General features: G+C 58.1%; 15 protein-coding genes. 7 read left to right on the top strand and 8 right to left on the bottom strand.

The genetic code is table 11. The annotated features are described in order from the left end of the window. The first annotated feature begins 3 nt into the window (after positions 1-3). From OHL20_RS14370 to OHL20_RS14355, 4 genes are read left to right on the top strand one after another with little or no spacing between them, the layout of a single operon-like run. Complete coding sequence (locus OHL20_RS14370; protein ID WP_263383866.1) at positions 4-1,146, top strand: alpha/beta hydrolase; 1,143 nt, start codon at positions 4-6, stop codon at positions 1,144-1,146. Positions 1,147-1,156: 10 nt separating this feature from the next. Then, positions 1,157-2,164 (top strand): threonine ammonia-lyase, encoded by a 1,008-nt coding sequence (locus tag OHL20_RS14365; RefSeq protein ID WP_263383865.1) that lies wholly within the window; start codon positions 1,157-1,159, stop codon positions 2,162-2,164. 43 nt (positions 2,165-2,207) lie between these two features. Next, positions 2,208-3,233, top strand: coding sequence for an SH3 domain-containing protein (locus tag OHL20_RS14360; RefSeq protein WP_263383864.1), 1,026 nt, complete (start codon positions 2,208-2,210; stop codon positions 3,231-3,233). Between the two features lie 58 nt (positions 3,234-3,291). Continuing rightward, positions 3,292-4,194, top strand: coding sequence for an undecaprenyl-diphosphate phosphatase (locus tag OHL20_RS14355; RefSeq protein WP_263383863.1), 903 nt, complete (start codon positions 3,292-3,294; stop codon positions 4,192-4,194). Here the strand turns inward: OHL20_RS14355 and OHL20_RS14350 are convergent. After that, positions 4,191-4,547: a DoxX family protein gene (locus OHL20_RS14350; RefSeq protein WP_263383862.1), complete on the bottom strand. Its 357-nt coding sequence runs from the start codon at positions 4,545-4,547 to the stop codon at positions 4,191-4,193. The two genes, OHL20_RS14355 and OHL20_RS14350, sit on opposite strands and share 4 nt — an antisense overlap. Positions 4,548-4,614: 67 nt before the next feature. Beyond that, positions 4,615-5,079, bottom strand: coding sequence for a PA2169 family four-helix-bundle protein (locus OHL20_RS14345; RefSeq protein ID WP_263383861.1), 465 nt, complete (start codon positions 5,077-5,079; stop codon positions 4,615-4,617). A 364-nt stretch (positions 5,080-5,443) separates the two neighbouring features. Here OHL20_RS14345 and OHL20_RS14340 point away from each other — a divergent pair, with 364 nt between their 5' ends. Continuing rightward, positions 5,444-8,143, top strand: coding sequence for a DNA translocase FtsK (locus OHL20_RS14340; protein ID WP_263383860.1), 2,700 nt, complete (start codon positions 5,444-5,446; stop codon positions 8,141-8,143). Between the two features lie 9 nt (positions 8,144-8,152). Here OHL20_RS14340 and OHL20_RS14335 read toward each other — a convergent pair whose 3' ends face one another. Further along, positions 8,153-9,451, bottom strand: a complete 1,299-nt coding sequence (locus OHL20_RS14335; RefSeq protein ID WP_263383859.1) for a DUF3999 domain-containing protein — start codon at positions 9,449-9,451, stop codon at positions 8,153-8,155. Continuing rightward, complete coding sequence (locus tag OHL20_RS14330) at positions 9,448-11,496, bottom strand: DUF2339 domain-containing protein (protein WP_263383858.1); 2,049 nt, start codon at positions 11,494-11,496, stop codon at positions 9,448-9,450. Before OHL20_RS14330 ends, OHL20_RS14335 begins: the two co-directional genes overlap by 4 nt. A gap of 74 nt (positions 11,497-11,570) precedes the next feature. Here OHL20_RS14330 and OHL20_RS14325 point away from each other — a divergent pair, with 74 nt between their 5' ends. Then, on the top strand, positions 11,571-12,587 hold the full coding sequence (locus OHL20_RS14325; RefSeq protein WP_263383857.1) for a YpdA family putative bacillithiol disulfide reductase: 1,017 nt from the start codon (positions 11,571-11,573) through the stop codon (positions 12,585-12,587). Between the two features lie 51 nt (positions 12,588-12,638). Here the strand turns inward: OHL20_RS14325 and OHL20_RS14320 are convergent, their stop codons facing one another. The 3 genes from OHL20_RS14320 to OHL20_RS14310 all read right to left on the bottom strand — a co-directional run bounded on the left by OHL20_RS14320 (position 12,639) and on the right by OHL20_RS14310 (position 15,278). Then, positions 12,639-13,169, bottom strand: coding sequence for a hypothetical protein (locus OHL20_RS14320; RefSeq protein ID WP_263383856.1), 531 nt, complete (start codon positions 13,167-13,169; stop codon positions 12,639-12,641). Positions 13,170-13,473: 304 nt separating this feature from the next. Beyond that, positions 13,474-14,328 carry an ABC transporter permease gene (locus tag OHL20_RS14315; RefSeq protein WP_263383855.1) on the bottom strand — a complete coding sequence of 285 codons (855 nt, stop codon included), beginning with the start codon at positions 14,326-14,328 and terminating at the stop codon, positions 13,474-13,476. A gap of 8 nt (positions 14,329-14,336) precedes the next feature. After that, positions 14,337-15,278: an ABC transporter ATP-binding protein gene (locus OHL20_RS14310; RefSeq protein ID WP_263383854.1), complete on the bottom strand. Its 942-nt coding sequence runs from the start codon at positions 15,276-15,278 to the stop codon at positions 14,337-14,339. Positions 15,279-15,469: 191 nt separating this feature from the next. On the opposite strand from OHL20_RS14310, the gene OHL20_RS14305 reads away from it, so the two are divergent. Continuing rightward, on the top strand, positions 15,470-15,721 hold the full coding sequence (locus OHL20_RS14305) for a hypothetical protein (protein ID WP_263383853.1): 252 nt from the start codon (positions 15,470-15,472) through the stop codon (positions 15,719-15,721). 3 nt (positions 15,722-15,724) lie between these two features. On the opposite strand, the gene OHL20_RS14300 is transcribed toward OHL20_RS14305, so the two are convergent. Next, entirely contained in the window at positions 15,725-16,498 is a 774-nt protein-coding gene (locus tag OHL20_RS14300; protein WP_263383852.1) for an SDR family NAD(P)-dependent oxidoreductase, read from the bottom strand. Between the last annotated feature and the right edge of the window lie 57 nt (positions 16,499-16,555).

Raw genomic sequence — 16,555 nt, 5'->3', positions numbered from 1 at the left:
CTGATGACAACCAGGCGGGGCGTCTTCTGGCTGCTCCTTGTTGCCGGTCCGCTCGTTCTTTGTGTGGCAGCATGGCCTTTTGCGCTGGCTCACCTGCAGGCTACTGCCGTGCTGAAGCTGGTGAGCCAGCAGCCTGTGCCGTGGCTGGTTGGCGAGGCGGTCGCTGAGCCAATTGCGACGGAGGACATCAGCCTCGATACAGCGGCCGGCAAGGTCCGGGGACGACTTTATCTGCCCATAAACAAACCCAATGCTCCGGCGATGATCGTGCTGCACGGTGTTCATTACCTCGGCATCGACGAACCGCGACTGGAGAGCTTCGCTGCAGCCATGGCGAGTTGTGGTCTCCGCGTGCTGACGCCGGAGCTGCCGGAGATCAAGGACTATCGCATCGATGCAGGGTCAATCCGCATGATCGGCGAGTCAACAAAATGGTTCGCAGGGAAGACGGGCGGACCGGTAGGCGTGATGGGGTTGAGCTTCTCGGGCGGGTTGGCGCTCTTGGCTGCTGCAGACCCGGTGTATCGGCCAGACTTTAAGTTCGTCTTCGCGGTGGGCGCACAGGACGCGATGGGCCATGTGGCCAACTATTACCTGACAGGCAAAGAGCAGCGGCCGGACGGCAGCTTCGAATCTCTGACGCCGCATGAATATGGCGCTCTGGTGCTGGAGTATGAGCACCTCGATGACTTTGTTCCCTCGGAAGATGTCGATGCGGTCCGCAAGGTGCTTCGTCAGCATTTATACGAAGACAAAGCCGCGGAGGATGCTGCTTTAGCCGTCCTGACGTCTCAGCAGACAGGTGAAGCGAAACAGCTTATGGATTCAAACTCTCCGGTGACCCGCGCGATGCTGGCGAAGGCGAATGCGCTGCATATCGAAGATATGGCCGGGCTCTCCCCGGCAGGCCGACTGAAGACGATGACGACGCCGGTCTACCTCCTTCATGGCGAAGCAGATAACATCATTCCAGCGGCGGAGACGTTGTGGATGGCGAGCGAACTCCCCGGATCGACTCTAAAGGCAGTGCTGGTGAGTCCTGTGCTGTCGCATCTGGATTTTGAAGCGGCTCAGCCGGGCTTGTGGGACGAGTGGCGATTGGTCCACTTTATGGCGCTTGTGATGCACGCGGCAGAGCAGAGATGAAGGAGAAGTGATGAGTGAATTTGTAACGTTAGAGGAGATAAGGGCGGCGCATCAGCGCGTTGCAGGTGTGGCCGTGAGGACGCCTCTGTATCGGGTGTCGCGGGCACGTCTGCGAATGGCGAATGTGCCGGAGCCTGAGTTCGACCTGTACATCAAGGCTGAAAGCGAGCAGCCAATCGGAAGCTTCAAACTCCGTGGCGCCTACAACATGGTCTCGCAACTGACGCCGGATGCGCTGACGCGCGGAGTGATCACATACTCAAGTGGCAACCATGCACAGGGTGTAGCGTACGCGGCGCGCGCGTTGGGGGCAAAGGCAGTGATCGTGATGCCAGAGAACGCACCGGAGATCAAGAAGATCGCCACGGCTGCCCTGGGAGCAGAGATCGTGATGGTTGGTCCCGCTTCGTCTGAAAGGAAGTTGAAAGCTGAGGAGTTGGCTGCAAAGTTCGGGTACACCATGATTCCGCCCTATGACCATCCGCAGATCATTGCCGGGCAGGGTACCTGCGGGCTGGAGATCGTGGAGCAGCTTCCGGGTGTGGACCTGGTGCTCTCGCCGGTGAGCGGCGGCGGTTTGCTAAGTGGCACCGCAACGGCAGTGAAACTCGCCTCACCTGAGACGCAGGTCTGGGGTGCAGAGCCGGAGTTGGCGGCAGACGCGAAGGAGAGCTTCTACTCCAAGACGCTGGTCGAATGGCCCGCGGCAAAAACGACTCGCACGATCGGGGATGGTCTGCGAACGCAGAGCCTCGGTCCGCTCAACTTCGAACACGTCCTGCGCTACGTAGATGGCATTCTGACCGTGACAGAGGAGGAGATCTTCGCCGCCATGCGCATCATGCTTACCGTCACAAAGCTCGTTCCGGAACCAAGCGGCGCAGTAACACTGGCAGCTGCGCTCTTTCACGCGGCCGAACTGCCGAAGGCGCGGAAGGTCGCGGTCATCCTGAGTGGCGGAAACCTTGAGCCTGCATTGAAGGAGCAGCTTGAGGCAGAGATGGCAACCGCTGGTTGAGGAGTATTCTGCGCCAGGGCGTCTAATTAGGGGATGAAAGCCAATGCAATGTTTTCTTAGGACAAGCCTGGCCGGTTCGCTGGCGGTGACGATGGCCTTTGTAGCACCTGCTGTGGGCCAGCGAAGTAAGCAGGACAAGACCGCAGGCTACGACCGAGCAGCGCGAGCGACCGTGCTGCATGAGGCAAATGTTTACATATCGCCTGATGCCGATGCGCAGAAGATTTCACTCGTGACGCCGGGGCACGAGGTGGTCGTGATCGAGCGCAACGGGCCATGGATACGAGTCTTCGCGAATACGGACGTCGAAGAAAAGGCGGATGACGCGGATAAGACTGACTTCGGTGAGGAAGACAATGTGACCCCAGCCTCAGGCTGGATCCGCGACAAGGGCGTCGTAGGTCCCACGACGAAGGGCGGCGACGCTATCCTCTACGGTGCCGCCGCAACGCTTGAGGAGCAGGCATCGGAACCCCACGCGCCCAAGGGAGCCGCCGGACAGGCTCATCTGCTCTACCGTCGGGTGGCCGACTACTTTCCCGATTCCTCTATCGCGCCCGAAGCGGCCTGGCGATCCGCCGATGTGCGCTGGCAGCTTGAGAAACGCGATGTAAGCACGCTTCCCTCGGCGAAGGAGCAGGAAGCATTTCTAAGGCCCGCGATTTATGACGGGGAGATGAAAAAGGTCATCAAGACCTATCCCGGAACTAAGTTTGCCGCGATGGCAGCGTTCAAGCTGATTGACAACAAGCTCTGCGGCGACTGGCAGGGACTGCCTAAGTGTCCGGAGATGGAGTCTGGACTCTACGAAAAGTACGCGCAGCAGTTCCCCGATGGTCCAATGACGGCCGAGGCGCTCTATGACGCAGTCTACCGACAGGGCGTACTGGTGACGATGTACACAGTGGAAGAGAACAAGAAGCGTGCCGACAACGCTGCTGCGCACACGCAGGCACTGGCTGAACAGCTTCGAGCAAAGTACCCGGCGTCCGACTACAGCGCTCGGGGGGCCAGCCTCGCCTACAGGGTCGCTCAGGGCATTTCCGTCTACGGAAATGATCGCGACTAATTCAATCTTCTGCCAATTCATTCAGCAAAAAGTCATCAAGCCGTTTTAGGATGGAGAGATGCCTAGTTTATTGCAGATTATTATCCTTGCGATTGTGCAAGGCCTGGCCGAGTTGCTTCCTGTATCCAGTTCGGCGCACGTGGTCGTTGCCGAGAAGCTGATGCGCCTTGATCCGTCCATGCCGGTCCTCGATCCGTCCTCCCCTGCAATGACTCTCCTGCTGGTGATGCTGCACACCGGAACCATGTTCGCGGTGATTGCCTACTTCTGGAAGCAGTGGAAGTTTACGTATTTCAAGGACGCGCTCTCTTTTAAGCGGTTTGCCATCCGGGCGGCGTGGGCCACCATTTTGACAGGATTGATCGGATACCCGATCAGCAAGATCATCGAGAAGACGGTCTTTCGGGACGCTCCAAAGGCGCAAATTGAAGATCTGTTTAGCCATCTTGAGTGGATCGCACCCGCACTGCTTGCAGCAGGCATCCTGATTGTGATTGCCGGACTGATGGAACGGCGACGCATGGGAGACTTCAAGTCAGTGTCCGGCGATGGCGTGACGATGCGTCAGGCCGGTTGGATCGGCTTCATCCAGGGTCTCTGCCTGCCGTTTCGGGGTTTTTCGCGATCAGGCGCTACGATCTCTACAGGAATGCTTGCCGGCTCGAGTAAAGAGCGCGCCGAGCGGTTCAGCTTTGCTTTGGCAGTTATCCTGACACCGCCAGTGGTTTTGCGCGAGACTCTTCGGCTGGTTAAGGCTGTGCACGGATCGCCAACCGGAGCAGCAGAGATTCATGCAGCCTTCCTGACCAGCCTGCTCGGCATGGTCTTCGCGTTCCTTGCCGGCCTCGTGGCACTGAAGTGGTTGAGCAGTTGGCTGGAATCGGGACGCTGGTATCTGTTCGGCATCTATTGCATCGCTGCCTCGGGCTTTGTCTTCTACCTGCACACAGCAGGTTACTAACCGCGAGTGTAAAGCCACGCCCAGTAGATCAGCGGAAGTTGAAGCGGGAGTCGCAGCCATTGCGCCCAACTCTCGCCCATAATGCCCGGAGCAGCGATATGAGCTGTCGCCATGTAGATGTTGGCAGGCATCACTGCTATGAGTAGAGCAACCAGTCCCCACGCCGCTCCGTGACGCACCTGCGAAACCATGAGGCCGATACCGCCAAGAATCTCTGCCACTCCACTAACGTAGATAAGCGTTAGGTGCGATGGCAGGTAAGGTGGCATGATCTTGAGATAGGTACGCGGAATCAGGAAGTGAAGACCTCCCGCAGCCACGAAGAGTAGGGCGAGGACCGTGCGTGCAATCATTACGGCTCCTGTTTGAAAAGAGAATGGCCCGGCAGATGCCGGGCCATTCGCTTCTAGAATTGAAGGACTACTTACTGGCGAGCGCGTCGCGATGATCGCGAACGTAGTCATGCGAGGTGAGCACATGTGCCTGCTGCTCGCTGAGTAACTGGTGAAGCGGGAGAGGCAACTCCTGCTGGAGTGCATCTGCATAAGCTTTCTTGGCTACATCCTCACCCTGTTCGGCTGTCTCGAGCAGCGTGTGGTCGCCTCCACCAAGCTTCGCCTTCAAGTCGCCCCAGACGCGGTGAACGGCACCGCTAGCTGTGCCTGTCTCGTGAACGTCAGCGACACCGTGACGGTGAAGCTCATTTTCCAGCTCGCCGCGAAAGTTGGCGCGCTTGAGGGATTCAGCCAAGAAGTAGCGCTTGAGGGTCTCGTCCTTGAGGTGCTCGCCGATATCTGCGAAGCCCTTCTGGCTGTCCTGAAGCGTGTTGATGAGGTTGCGTACTACCTTTTCCATTTCAGAGTTCTTGCTCTCGTCCGTTGCCATAAGAAGCCCTCGTGTTCCTGATCTTTAAATGTATGTGGCAGAAACTGGTCCATCGGCTGTCGGCGATTCTCCTGCGCCGATGACAAGCGAGAGAAATCGCGAAAATCCCGCTCCCCTGCCCTGCCACATGTTAGTGGTCGTGTGCTGTCGCCAGTCACTAACCAAGTCTCAAAAGATAGATGCCGGAGTTCCATAGGGGTTTGCATGGGAGTTTGCATCCTGATTCCAGCGCTCGCTTGCTTCCCTCCCGGCTCGCTCATTGGCAGATAATCGGAGATGCTCTGATGGTGCGCCGCAAGGAGAGCTGTTCTCTGAGCTGCATGACAGGGCAGTACCAGAGATGATGCGAGGTTCCGCGTACCCTATGAAGACACTCCGACCCGTCGCTACGCCAACACGTCATCGCCGACTGAACGAGATGATCGGTCTGGCAGTGCTGGTGAGTGCAGGCCTCCTCCTTCTCGCGCTCGTCACCTATACTCCGACTGACCCGTCGCTCAACACCGTGGGTGGATACGCAACCGGCCGCCCAGCGCACAATTGGACCGGGATCGTTGGCGCCTACATTGCTGATGCACTGCTGCAGTTGATCGGCGTGGCAGCACTCTTCCTCCCGATCGTGCTCGGACGCGTAGGCTATTGCTGGCTACGTTCACGCCCGGCAGGCTCGCCTGTCACACGCAGCATCGGCCTGGGCATGTGGATCGTCTTTGGACCGGCAGCGATCGGTCTGCTCCCCGGACACCTACTATGGCGCAAAGCCTTGCCAATCGAAGGAGCTACCGGGCGTCTGCTTGCCGACGGCATGGTGCACTTCCTCAATCTTCCGGGCGCATGTATCGTGCTCGGCTCGTTGGTTGCCGTCTCGCTTTACCTGGCAACGACCTTTACCTTCAGCACGGCGCGGGAATGGGCGACAGTCCGCTTCTCCTTTCTCCAGAATCTGCATGATCGCTGGGTTGGTTGGCGCGCTCGGCGCAATCGCCACCAAGCCGTCGAGCAAATGGACGTCTTCGAGAGCAAGCGGGAGCGCATGGAAGCAAGGGCCCGGCGCGAGCGTGAGAAGCAGGCACTCTCTTCTCGCCTGGCTGGCGATCTCAACGCCCCTGAGCCGATTGCTGCGCCTGCAAGCGAAACCCTGCTTGGCGGCTTCTTTGGATGGTGGGGCAAGCGCAGGAAGGAAGCTTTCGTGGATAGCCGGAACGAGCAGGTCGCTGCTGAGATTCCTGCCTCTTCCATGTGGCAAGCGATGCCTCGCACCCTGGTCGATGCTCCTCCGGTCACTCCGTTCAGCAAGGCAACGGCTGCGGCTGCACCGTTCGCTGAGGAACTGGCGCGCGCCTCGGCTCCGGCCGGCGAATGGGACGGAAAGATTGGCACCACGCCGCCATTTACCGCATTCGAAGATCACGACGCAAACGATCTGATGAGCCTGCCAGAACCGTTGCCGGTCCGCACTCCTGTACGGGAGATGAGGCCTCGTCTAGTCGAACCAATGCCGCTGCCGCCAGCCGCCCAGTCTACGCCACAGGGAATCTCTTTCGGCAAGCGAGCCGACGCTGACGCTCACCCCGTGACGATCGTCCCCAAGAGTGTGCGCGGCTACAAACTGCCGCCCTCGTCACTTCTCTACCGCAGCGAAGAACAGGCAATCGTCCGCGAAGATGAGCTTCGCGAAGAGGCCCGCATCCTCGTCGAAAAGTGCGCCGAGTTCGATGTGGACGGACAGGTCACACAGATCAATCCCGGCCCGGTAGTCACGACATTCGAGTTCAAGCCGGACGCAGGGGTAAAGGTCGCGCGCATCACCGGCCTCGCCGACGATCTCTGCCTCGCGATGGCTGCAGAATCCATCCTGATCGAGCGCATGGCAGGCAAGAGCACCGTCGGTATCCAGGTGCCGAACGCCGAGCGCGAGACCATTTGGCTGCGCGATGTCGTCGAGTGTGAGAGCTTTGCCCAGTCGAAGTCCAAGCTCGCTATCGCTCTTGGCAAGGACATCAATGGCCGCATCGTTACCGCCGACCTCGCTGCCATGCCGCACGTTCTGATCGCCGGTTCCACCGGCTCAGGTAAATCGGTCGCGATCAACGCCATGATCATGAGCGTGCTGTTCAAGAGTACGCCTGAGCAGGTCCGCATGATCCTCGTCGATCCAAAGCGCGTTGAACTCGGCATGTACGAGGGAATCCCGCACCTCTTTACGCCTATCATCACCGAAGCGAAATTGGCTGCAAACGCTCTGCGCAACGCGGTACGCGAGATGGAACGCCGCCTCAAGCTGCTCGCCGCCAACCATGTCCGCAATATCGACCAGTTCAACAAGCTCTTCGATCATGGCAGCGAATATCTCTTCGAAGACGTCCAGCAGGAGCCGCTGCCCTACATCATCATCATCATCGACGAGCTAGCCGACCTGATGATGCTCGACCGCTCAAACGTTGAAGAGTCCATCACCCGCCTGGCCCAGATGGCTCGCGCCGTCGGCATCCACCTCGTCCTCGCCACGCAACGCCCTTCGGTCGATGTCATCACCGGCCTTATCAAGGCGAACGTTCCAACACGCATGAGCTTCCGCCTCGCCACCAAGGTCGACTCCCGCACCATCATCGACTCGAACGGCGCAGAGAGCCTGCTCGGCCGCGGCGACATGCTCTACCTGCCACCGGGCACCAGCCGTGTTCAGCGCGTCCATGCTCCTTTCGTTACGGAAAAAGAGATCTCCGCCGTCACCGCCTTCTGGAAGGCGCAGGGCGAGGCCGAGTACGTCCACGGCTTCCTTGAAGGGCCCAAAGAAGACGCCGGCACCGGCAAAGATGGCGATGGCGGCGATACCGGCGATCATGACGATCTCTACGACGATGCCGTTCGGCTGGTCTTCGAGTTCGGGAAGGCAAGCACCTCCCTTCTCCAGCGCCGCCTGCGCATCGGCTATGGCCGCGCCGCTCACCTGATCGACATGATGTACAACGACGGCCTGGTAGGTCCCGCCGATGGATCAAAGCCTCGCGAGATCCTCAAGTCGCCCAACTGGGTCGCCGAAGTGGACGAGGTCATCCGGTAAGAAGGCTTGCTACTTCGGCATCCTCTTTGCTGAGTGAGTCGCCACCACCGCGAGGATGCAGACCACCGCCAGCAGCACGATCCAGAGCAGCTCAGGATGACGCTCCGTTAGCGAACGCTCCCTTTCAGGCCGTGGGATGTACGCTGGGTTCTGGTGCTCGGCACCGAGCTCTGCAGGTGCCATCGCACTCGCCAGAGAGAGTAAACGAGCGAAGTCGTAGACGGGCGCTTCGAGGACCGCGTCCCCATAAAAGAGGGCGAGATCATTTGTCGCGGGTTGGTTGAAACACAGCCGCCGCTGCCGCATCTCGAGACTGACGGAGCTGATCGGAAGCGGCGCATCATCTCCATTTTCGACCGTAACCTCGACAAGCGCATTCTTCTGAAGATTCGCCCCAAGCGTAGCCGGAACACTAAGCTCCTGTTGCCGAATCTCGCGTCCCGCCTGCTCTAGATGAACGCGCAGAATACTCCCGGCCAGCGTTTCGGACGCAGATTCGGCCGTCCCCTCAGCGTGCGCGGTGATCCGCACATCCCTGCTGAAGTTCCCGGTAAAAATCGGGGAAAGCGCGAATGAAACCCGCTCCATCGGAACATGCGCCGGCAGCCGAAAGCTGGCGATGGTCTGGTGCGCCTTCTGTGAAATTACCCCGGAGGTCGCAACCGCCGTGTAGACAGTCTGGGCCTCGCGACTTGGCGGCACAGCGGCTCCCGTAACCATCGATGGACCGGGGACATTCGCCTCTCCTCCCGCGACACTCGAGACGCTCAGTTCAATATGAAGCGTCGAAAAACGGGACTCCTGAAGATGCAGCGTCGTGCTTCGGGAGAGGCGCTGCGCCGTCAGATCAAAGAGCGTAAACGTTCCGAGCCGGGTCGGCGTTTCGCCCGGATGGTTCGTTCCTGAGACTTCGGCAGCAGCGATGAAGTTGTGTGCATCAAGGTTGAGCGTCACGTCGGTGTACGGGCGATCCGGCATGGCAAGATCAAAGCTGATCTTCTTCCCGCGCAGGCCGAGATTGAGCACAGTCGCTGACTGGTTCTCAGACTCGATCGATTCGCTGAGCGTCACAGCATAGGGCGCTTCGCGTGCACCCACGTACAGCCGAAGATCCTTGAGCGACGGCGCACCATGGGCATACACCTCGCCATCAAGCGTCGCGCAGGCCTGACCGGGACTACCTGTCGCGGAGGGCCTGACCGGTATCGTGATTGGCCGCCGATACTTGAAATATCGTTGATCGGGTGCCGGAGCTTCCACACTCTCCACAACCTGCCAGAGAAGGATCGCAAACAGAAGCGCTTTCATTTGTCCTCCGCGATGGGCGCAGGAGAGCTTGAAGCGGACTCGCGCAGGCTGAGCCAGTCCTTCTGATAGGCGAAGCTGACCGCCATCAGCAGCGCACCAAGCCCCAGAAAACTGACGACTCGGTAGCCCTGGCTCAGGCTGCTCATGTCATACAGAAATGTCTTCGCGATGGTGAATACCAGCAGGATCAAACCCTGCCAACGAATGAAGGCCGTCCTCTTCCAGAAGCCGACGGCGAGCAGCATCGCGCCATAGACCATCAGGAATGCAGAGACAGCCAACGCCTGCTTCAGACCGTCACTTGGATTCTTCGCACTATAGATCCAGAACGAGCCAATCTCCCGCACGCACGAGAGAATCGTTACCAGATTGAGCGCGATGATTGAGCCTCCTGCGAGCTGCCGCCACACGGCTGCAGCTTGCAATCGAAGGAGGCGCAGGGAGATGTTCGTTACGCCAGCCAGAACCGCCACGCCAACCAATGCTGTGGCAAAATCTGCATTGAAGAAGGCGGTCCGCGCGACACCATCGAAGCGCGACACGACGATCTCCCGCAGAGAAAGCAGTACAGCGATAAGGTCGATCGCGAGGAGTGCCGTACCGACGATCAGCAGAGCATCCCTACGCTCACGCCAGGCAAGCCACGCGACCACGGCAAAGGCCGCTATAGCGATCAGCGCCGTAGCAAAGTCATGGTTGAAAAAGCTCTGATGGATCGCCGGATTGAACCAGTACGACACTACAAACAAAGCAATGAATCCGAGCAAGAGGGCAGCCGACGCGAGCCATCGAAGGACCGTGTCATCCCGGAGTGATGACTCCTCCGCAGCATCGGCTGAAGCCGCCAGCCGGGCCGCCACCCAGAATAGAGCCACGCCTTCGACCAGCCACGCTACCGTAATCCAATGGCCACTGGCCTTGAGCGGCACTGCGATCGTGAGAAACACAATGGCCAGCGACAGATGAATCGCTGAAGCAAGTCGGCCCTGAGGGAAGCGCATGACTCCCAGGTACGCAGCCGCCAGCATAACCATCAGCCACGGAAGCCACGCATGATGATGCGCATCCTGTAGCACCGAGTACAGGCCAAGCGCGATAAACGCGGCGTTCGCCAGCGGCACGAAGATCCCCTTGAGATAAGCCTCCAGCGGTCCCTGCAGCTTTACTGGATCCTTCAGCGTGCCCACCGAAGGGCTCAGGAAGGCTAGCCAGAACAGCACGAGAAATATCGCCGTAACAACAAGATCTTCGGCTCTGTAGAACCCACTGTACCAGCCGATGAAGTACACCACCGTCACGGGAAAAGATCCGATCAGCAGCCGTGGCCATCCCTTCAGCCTGATCAGCAGTACGGTGGCAAGATCGATCGCCAGCAAGTACGTAAATAGGAAGACCTCGTGGTTGCCTCCAGTCGAGAGCAGCCCTGGCGTAGCAAAACCGCCGATGAGTGCATAGGCCGCAAGCAACTCCGCGTCCTGCGACCAGGCCATGAAGGCGTTCCATGCCGTCACGAGGATCATGGCTCCCAAGGCGGCCGGCGCCGGCAGCAGATGGTAAAGCTGGAACGCCGCCCACAGCGACAGGTACAGCACGCCGCTTCCCACAGCCTTCAGCGAGTATGAAAACGCGGTAACCCTCTGCCGTCGAAACCGCTCGGACCAGGCGATGATCCCTGCACCGGCGATCAGCCCGATGAGGATGCGGCCCACCGGCCCAATCCAGTGATTGTCGATGGCCAGCTTCAGAAACCACGTCGTCCCGATCAGCAGAGCAATGATCCCGACCTTGTTAAAGACCTGCGAACCGAGCCGATTTTCGAGCGAAGCCTTCGGCGGCGGTGGAACGCTTAGGAGGCTTGGCGGTGCCGGTACCACGACCGGTCCCGGAATTGGGCTGGTCTCCACGTCGAGTAGCGGAGGAGGAGCGGGATACATCTCCCGTTCCTGCCGCAGCTCAGCCAACTCGAGCTCCAGCCGATCCACTCTCAGCCGCAGGCCTTCAAAATCCGCCTTCGTAGCCTGTCTGCCGTCTTCGTCCTGTCCCATGGCCCTTAACTCTACTGCCTGCAGCTACCCGTTGGCACGGAATCACCGTTAGCCGCATCAAGTAAACTGGTTGCATGGGTGCTTCTGCTTCGAACGTTCACGATCTTGTGGTCATTGGGGCTGGTCCGACGGGCCTTGCCTGCGCGATCGATGCTCAGCGAGCCGGCTTCTCCGTCGTCCTCATCGATAAGGGATGTCTCTGCAACTCCCTTTTTCACTACCCGGCACACATGACGTTCTTCACGACGCCAGAGCTGCTGGAAATTGGCAATATGCCCTTCTCCAGCCCCAATCAGAAGCCCAATCGCAACGAGGCTCTGGAGTACTACCGTAAGGTTGCGGAGCACTACGCACTCGACGTGCGCCAGTACGAGACTGTCCTTTCGGTTGCTGGATCGGACGGCGAGTTTGTCGTCCACACAGAAGACCGCTTTGGGCGGCGTATCGAGCACGGTGCCCGTAAGATCGTTGTTTCAACTGGCTACTATGACCTGCCGAACTATCTCGCTATTCCCGGCGAAGAGTTGAGCAAAGTCAAGCACTACTACCATGAGCCCCACCCCTACTTCGGCCTGAATGTGCTCGTCATCGGGGGTAAGAACTCAGCCGCTATCGCTGCACTCGACTTATGGCGCCACGGCGCACGCGTGACGCTCGTCCATCGCGGAGCGGAGATGCATCGTCATGTCAAATATTGGATCCTGCCGGATATCAACAACCGTGTGGCCAACGGTGAGATCAAGGCGTACTTCAAAAGCACCGTTGCCAATATTACCGAGGACACTGTCACCCTTGCCACTCCTGACGGCGAGAAGACGATTCCCAATGACTTCGTCTTCGCCCTCACTGGCTACCATCCCGACTTCGAGTTTATCGAGCGGCTCGGCGTCAAGCTTGACGAAGCAAATGACCGCTGCCCTATCTGCGATCCTGCAACCCTCGAAAGCAACGTGGCTGGCATCTACCTTGCGGGAGTAATCGTTGCTGGAGAGCGCACCAACGAAATCTTCATCGAGAACGGCCGCTTCCACGGAAAGCTTATTGCCGACAGCCTCACTGAAAAGCTGGCTGCGCTTCCGCAACCTGCGTAAAACGGTAGCCGACCGCCGTTGCGGGCAGAGTCAGCTACCGTCGTCACACGGTTACCAGTTAAGTTTGTAGTTCGAACGAACCAGTCCTTTCATCCTGGCAATTTCCGCCAATCCCTTTACAGGAGCGCAGACATTGGTGATGATCTGTTCCAACGATTGTGTGCCCTTGAAGTTTGAACCATGAGCAGAATGTGTCTTGTCGTCGATGGCAAGTACCCTGGCCACTTCCGCCCGAACCTTGATGTAGTCAGATGTACCGACCACATACGTAGCCTTTAGATCGGTGTACGTTGCAGTCAAAGGCGCCGCTACAACCAGAGGAGTCAAGGTAGCGCAAGAGAATGTCCCGATCTTCTTAAGTTGACCAAAGTCAAACTTCGAAGCAAAGTACTGATTTATAACCTGGGCGACCAAGATTGCCGTTGCCTCCAGATTCTTATCCTCGAGCCATACTCCCAAGTCGCCATAAACCTTCGTGAATGTATTTTCGTTGTGAATGGCTTTATAGTCTTTACCGAAGTTCGCCTTATTGGTGAGGATTGTAATGCCGTCTTTAAGCTGCTCGACTGTAGCCTTTGCCATATTCTTGGAGTTCCTCCTCAGGGTGAGTGGCTGAGTGAAGGCCAGGTGTAAAGCTAGCTATGTAGCTCCACAATCCAGCGGTTCGTGTCATCGTCTTCAGATCTATGCAGACCGAAGTCGAATCTGGCAGGCGCCCAGCAGATGAGCACGAGCAAGACTTCACGGTTCAAATCACGGAGTTATTGGGGGGCCGAAGTAGCGGAATGATAGCACGCGCCAGGATGCTCAGCGAAGGCGGTGTCCTACGATATTTGATCTACGCCGATCGTGGGCACTCGATCACACTCTGGCAGACCGCGCGTCGTTAGCCGATCACACGCCGCAGAAATCCGCGGACACCTAGCCAGGTCAGCAAGACTAGAAACACCGTCAGCATCGTCAGAATCAACACCGGCGGCATGTGCGGAAGACTCGGCGTAAGCGCCGCCCGCAAACCCTCACTCATGTAAACGATGGGGTTGATGAGGACGCCGAATTGAAGCCAGCGAATATGCGTCAGCGCTGCCCACGGGTAATAAACGCACCCGAGGAACGTAATCGGAATCACGACCACGCCGAAGATCAAGCCGATCTGCTGCGGCTTGACGGCCGTTCCAATCGTCAGGCCGAGCGCGCCTGCCGTAAGCGTCGACAGAATCGTCACAACGATCAGAAATAGCCAACTCGACACATGCGTTTGCGCATGGGTACTCGGCACATAGTATGCAAGCGGAAACACAATCCCGGCAGCGATGACTCCCTGCATCGCCGAGAAGACGATCTTCTCAATCGCTACAGCCGCGACCGGCAGGGGGCACATCACGCGATCGTCGATCTCGCGCGTAATACCGAAGTCCTGGGCGAGCGGCAGCGCGACCGCCGCAATACCGCTGAACATGATCGCCACAGCCATCAGCCCTGGCAAAAGCACCGTGCTGAACGCCGATCCGCTGCCCATTGAAGCCGTCGGATTCGCTGAGGCGGCAGGCCCGCTCAGGTGCGGAATGACATAGGTAAAGACGAAGAGAAAAAGCAGTGGGTTCATGCAGACGCGAACCACAAACGGAAAGAGCTCGCGCCGCAGCACATAAAGGTCACGCAGAAATAAGCCGACAAAAGCCCGTGTATATTGCGTTGCCTTCGATGCCGCTGCGGGATGTGTTGTCAAAGCAGTTGCCATCTATTCCTCTACTCTCGCAGGTCGCGGCCCGTCAGACTGATAAAGACTGTCTCGAGACTGGTTTCAGTGATCGTCAGGTCGCGCAGGCCGTAAGGCCCAGCAGCGACGACAATGTCGGCAAGCAGGCCATCGGCGCCATGAGCAAAAACGCGAACGCCGCTCTCTTTGGTCTCGACGTTGCTCACGCCATTCAACTGCTTGAGATCCGTAACCAGCACCGGCATATTCTCTTTGCTGTTCAACTCCAGCTCATAAATCTTCTGTGCGCCGATTGAAGCTTTCAACGCAGCTGGCGTATCTTCAACAAGGATCTTGCCATGATCGATGATCGCAACCCGGTCGCATAGCTCATCTGCCTCTTCCATGTAATGCGTCGTCAGCACAACCGTTATCCCCTCGTCGCGAAGACCGCGCACCGCGTCCCACATGGCGATGCGGCTTTGCGGATCGAGGCCGGCACTCGGCTCATCGAGGAATAACACTTTAGGCCGATGCGCGATGGCGCGCGCAATCTGTACCCGTTGCGCAAGACCTCCTGAGAGTTGCGAAGGATAGGCGCCAATCCGCTCGGTGAGGTGAAACTGTTCAAGCAATTGCTCCGTTCGAGCCTTTGCATCGCTGCGGGAGAAGCCAAAGTAGATGCAGTGAAAGTTGATGTTCTCAAAGATCGTGCAAGCGCGATCAAGCGTGTTGTACTGCGGCACTACGCCAATGTGAATTCGTGCAAGAGACGGGTTCGCGACTGCATCCACGCCCGCAATATGAACTCGACCGGCTGTCGGTAGCGCGCGTGTCGTACAGATGCTGATCGTCGTCGTCTTACCCGCCCCGTTTGGACCGAGCAAACCGTAAACTTCACCTTCCCGCACATTCAGATCAATGCCATCGGCGGCAACTACCCGATGCTTGCCCTCGTAGACTTTGCTGAGTCCTTCTATTTCAACGATCACCGTGCACGTATCCCCGATCCAGTTACTTGATTATAGGCACCATTAAAGGGTCGTAGTCGATGCAATCAACAATGAAGAACGCAACGAAAGCAAGATTTCCAATGTGGGAGGTTCGCTCTTGTTGCAGCCATCTGAAATGATGAAACGCTGGGAAGTTACCACCGCAGCAACGTACGTCGTAGAATTGAGTTATGTCTAAAGGCTGGGAGAGCAAATCCGTCGAGGAGCAGCAGAGTGAAGCCGCTGCCCCGAAGGCCGTTAATTCGAACTTCGCCGCCTCGGAAGAGGCTGATCGCAAGCGTCAGCGGCAGGCGTTAGAACTGCAGCGTGAGCGCGTACTCTCCGAAAGGACGTCGAGCCCGCATCGACGAACAGCCCTCACCAATGCGCTGGCCGACATCGAAGAGAAGCTCGTCGAGCTTGGCTGGTCCATACACCTCTAGACGCTATGATCTGCGATTCAGCACCATGGAATTCGCCTGATCGATCGACGTAAGCAGGAGGTTATGCACATTCACATGTGCGGGGCGCGAGGCTGCCCAGATAATCGCGTCGGCCACATCCTCCGGTTGCAGCGGCGTGATGTTCTGGTAGACCTTGGCTGCCTTCTCCGTATCGCCTCGAAAGCGTACCTCACTGAAGTTCGTCTCGACCATTCCGGGGTCGATGGATGTGACGCGGACCGGGGTGCCCATAAGATCAATCTTCAAACCTTCGCTAATCACATTCTCAGCAGCTTTTGTCGCACAGTAAACCGCTCCGCCTGCGTATGTAAGATGGCCAGCCGTGGAGCCCAGACTAATGACGTGGCCCCTCTGCCGCGCGACCATTCCCGGAACGATCGCACGGGTTACATAAAGCAGTCCCTTGACGTTTGTGTCGATCATCTCTTCCCAGTTATCAGGATCGTCTTCATAGAGCTTATTCAAGCCTCGGCTCAGGCCGGCATTGTTAACGAGAACATCTACCGCCGCCCATTCTGCCGGCAGCGCGCCGAGCGTCGACTCAACAGCTTTGCGGTTAGACACGTCCAACTCAAAACTGTGGACTGCCAAAGCACCGGCGGCCTTCAACCCAGCTTCAATTTCAGTCAACTTATCGAGCCGACGCGCGCAAAGCAGCAAGCGCACTCCTGCTTCTGCAAAGGCGTGTGCTGTTGCCCTGCCGATACCCGAGCTCGCTCCAGTGATAAAAACGATCTTTCCAGCAAGATTCTTCATCTGTCCCTTATAAACAAAAAAATGGCAGGCTGCACCATAATCTGGTGCGGCCTGCCA

The sequence above is a fragment of the Granulicella arctica genome (genome assembly GCF_025685605.1).
GTDB classification, from domain to species: domain Bacteria; phylum Acidobacteriota; class Terriglobia; order Terriglobales; family Acidobacteriaceae; genus Edaphobacter; species Edaphobacter arcticus.
Note: the sequence above shows the minus strand (reverse complement) of the source record. Positions and strands in the feature narration are given on the sequence as shown.

Excerpts from the sequence above, each read along its gene's own strand:
- OHL20_RS14370 (WP_263383866.1), top strand. The coding sequence starts at position 4 with ATGACAACCAGGCGGGGCGTCTTCTGGCTGCTCCTTGTTGCCGGTCCG.
- OHL20_RS14365 (WP_263383865.1), top strand. The coding sequence starts at position 1,157 with ATGAGTGAATTTGTAACGTTAGAGGAGATAAGGGCGGCGCATCAGCGC.
- OHL20_RS14360 (WP_263383864.1), top strand. The coding sequence starts at position 2,208 with ATGCAATGTTTTCTTAGGACAAGCCTGGCCGGTTCGCTGGCGGTGACG.
- OHL20_RS14355 (WP_263383863.1), top strand. The coding sequence starts at position 3,292 with ATGCCTAGTTTATTGCAGATTATTATCCTTGCGATTGTGCAAGGCCTG.
- OHL20_RS14350 (WP_263383862.1), bottom strand. The coding sequence starts at position 4,547 with ATGATTGCACGCACGGTCCTCGCCCTACTCTTCGTGGCTGCGGGAGGT.
- OHL20_RS14345 (WP_263383861.1), bottom strand. The coding sequence starts at position 5,079 with ATGGCAACGGACGAGAGCAAGAACTCTGAAATGGAAAAGGTAGTACGC.
- OHL20_RS14340 (WP_263383860.1), top strand. The coding sequence starts at position 5,444 with ATGAAGACACTCCGACCCGTCGCTACGCCAACACGTCATCGCCGACTG.
- OHL20_RS14335 (WP_263383859.1), bottom strand. The coding sequence starts at position 9,451 with ATGAAAGCGCTTCTGTTTGCGATCCTTCTCTGGCAGGTTGTGGAGAGT.
- OHL20_RS14330 (WP_263383858.1), bottom strand. The coding sequence starts at position 11,496 with ATGGGACAGGACGAAGACGGCAGACAGGCTACGAAGGCGGATTTTGAA.
- OHL20_RS14325 (WP_263383857.1), top strand. The coding sequence starts at position 11,571 with ATGGGTGCTTCTGCTTCGAACGTTCACGATCTTGTGGTCATTGGGGCT.
- OHL20_RS14320 (WP_263383856.1), bottom strand. The coding sequence starts at position 13,169 with ATGGCAAAGGCTACAGTCGAGCAGCTTAAAGACGGCATTACAATCCTC.
- OHL20_RS14315 (WP_263383855.1), bottom strand. The coding sequence starts at position 14,328 with ATGGCAACTGCTTTGACAACACATCCCGCAGCGGCATCGAAGGCAACG.
- OHL20_RS14305 (WP_263383853.1), top strand. The coding sequence starts at position 15,470 with ATGTCTAAAGGCTGGGAGAGCAAATCCGTCGAGGAGCAGCAGAGTGAA.
- OHL20_RS14300 (WP_263383852.1), bottom strand. The coding sequence starts at position 16,498 with ATGAAGAATCTTGCTGGAAAGATCGTTTTTATCACTGGAGCGAGCTCG.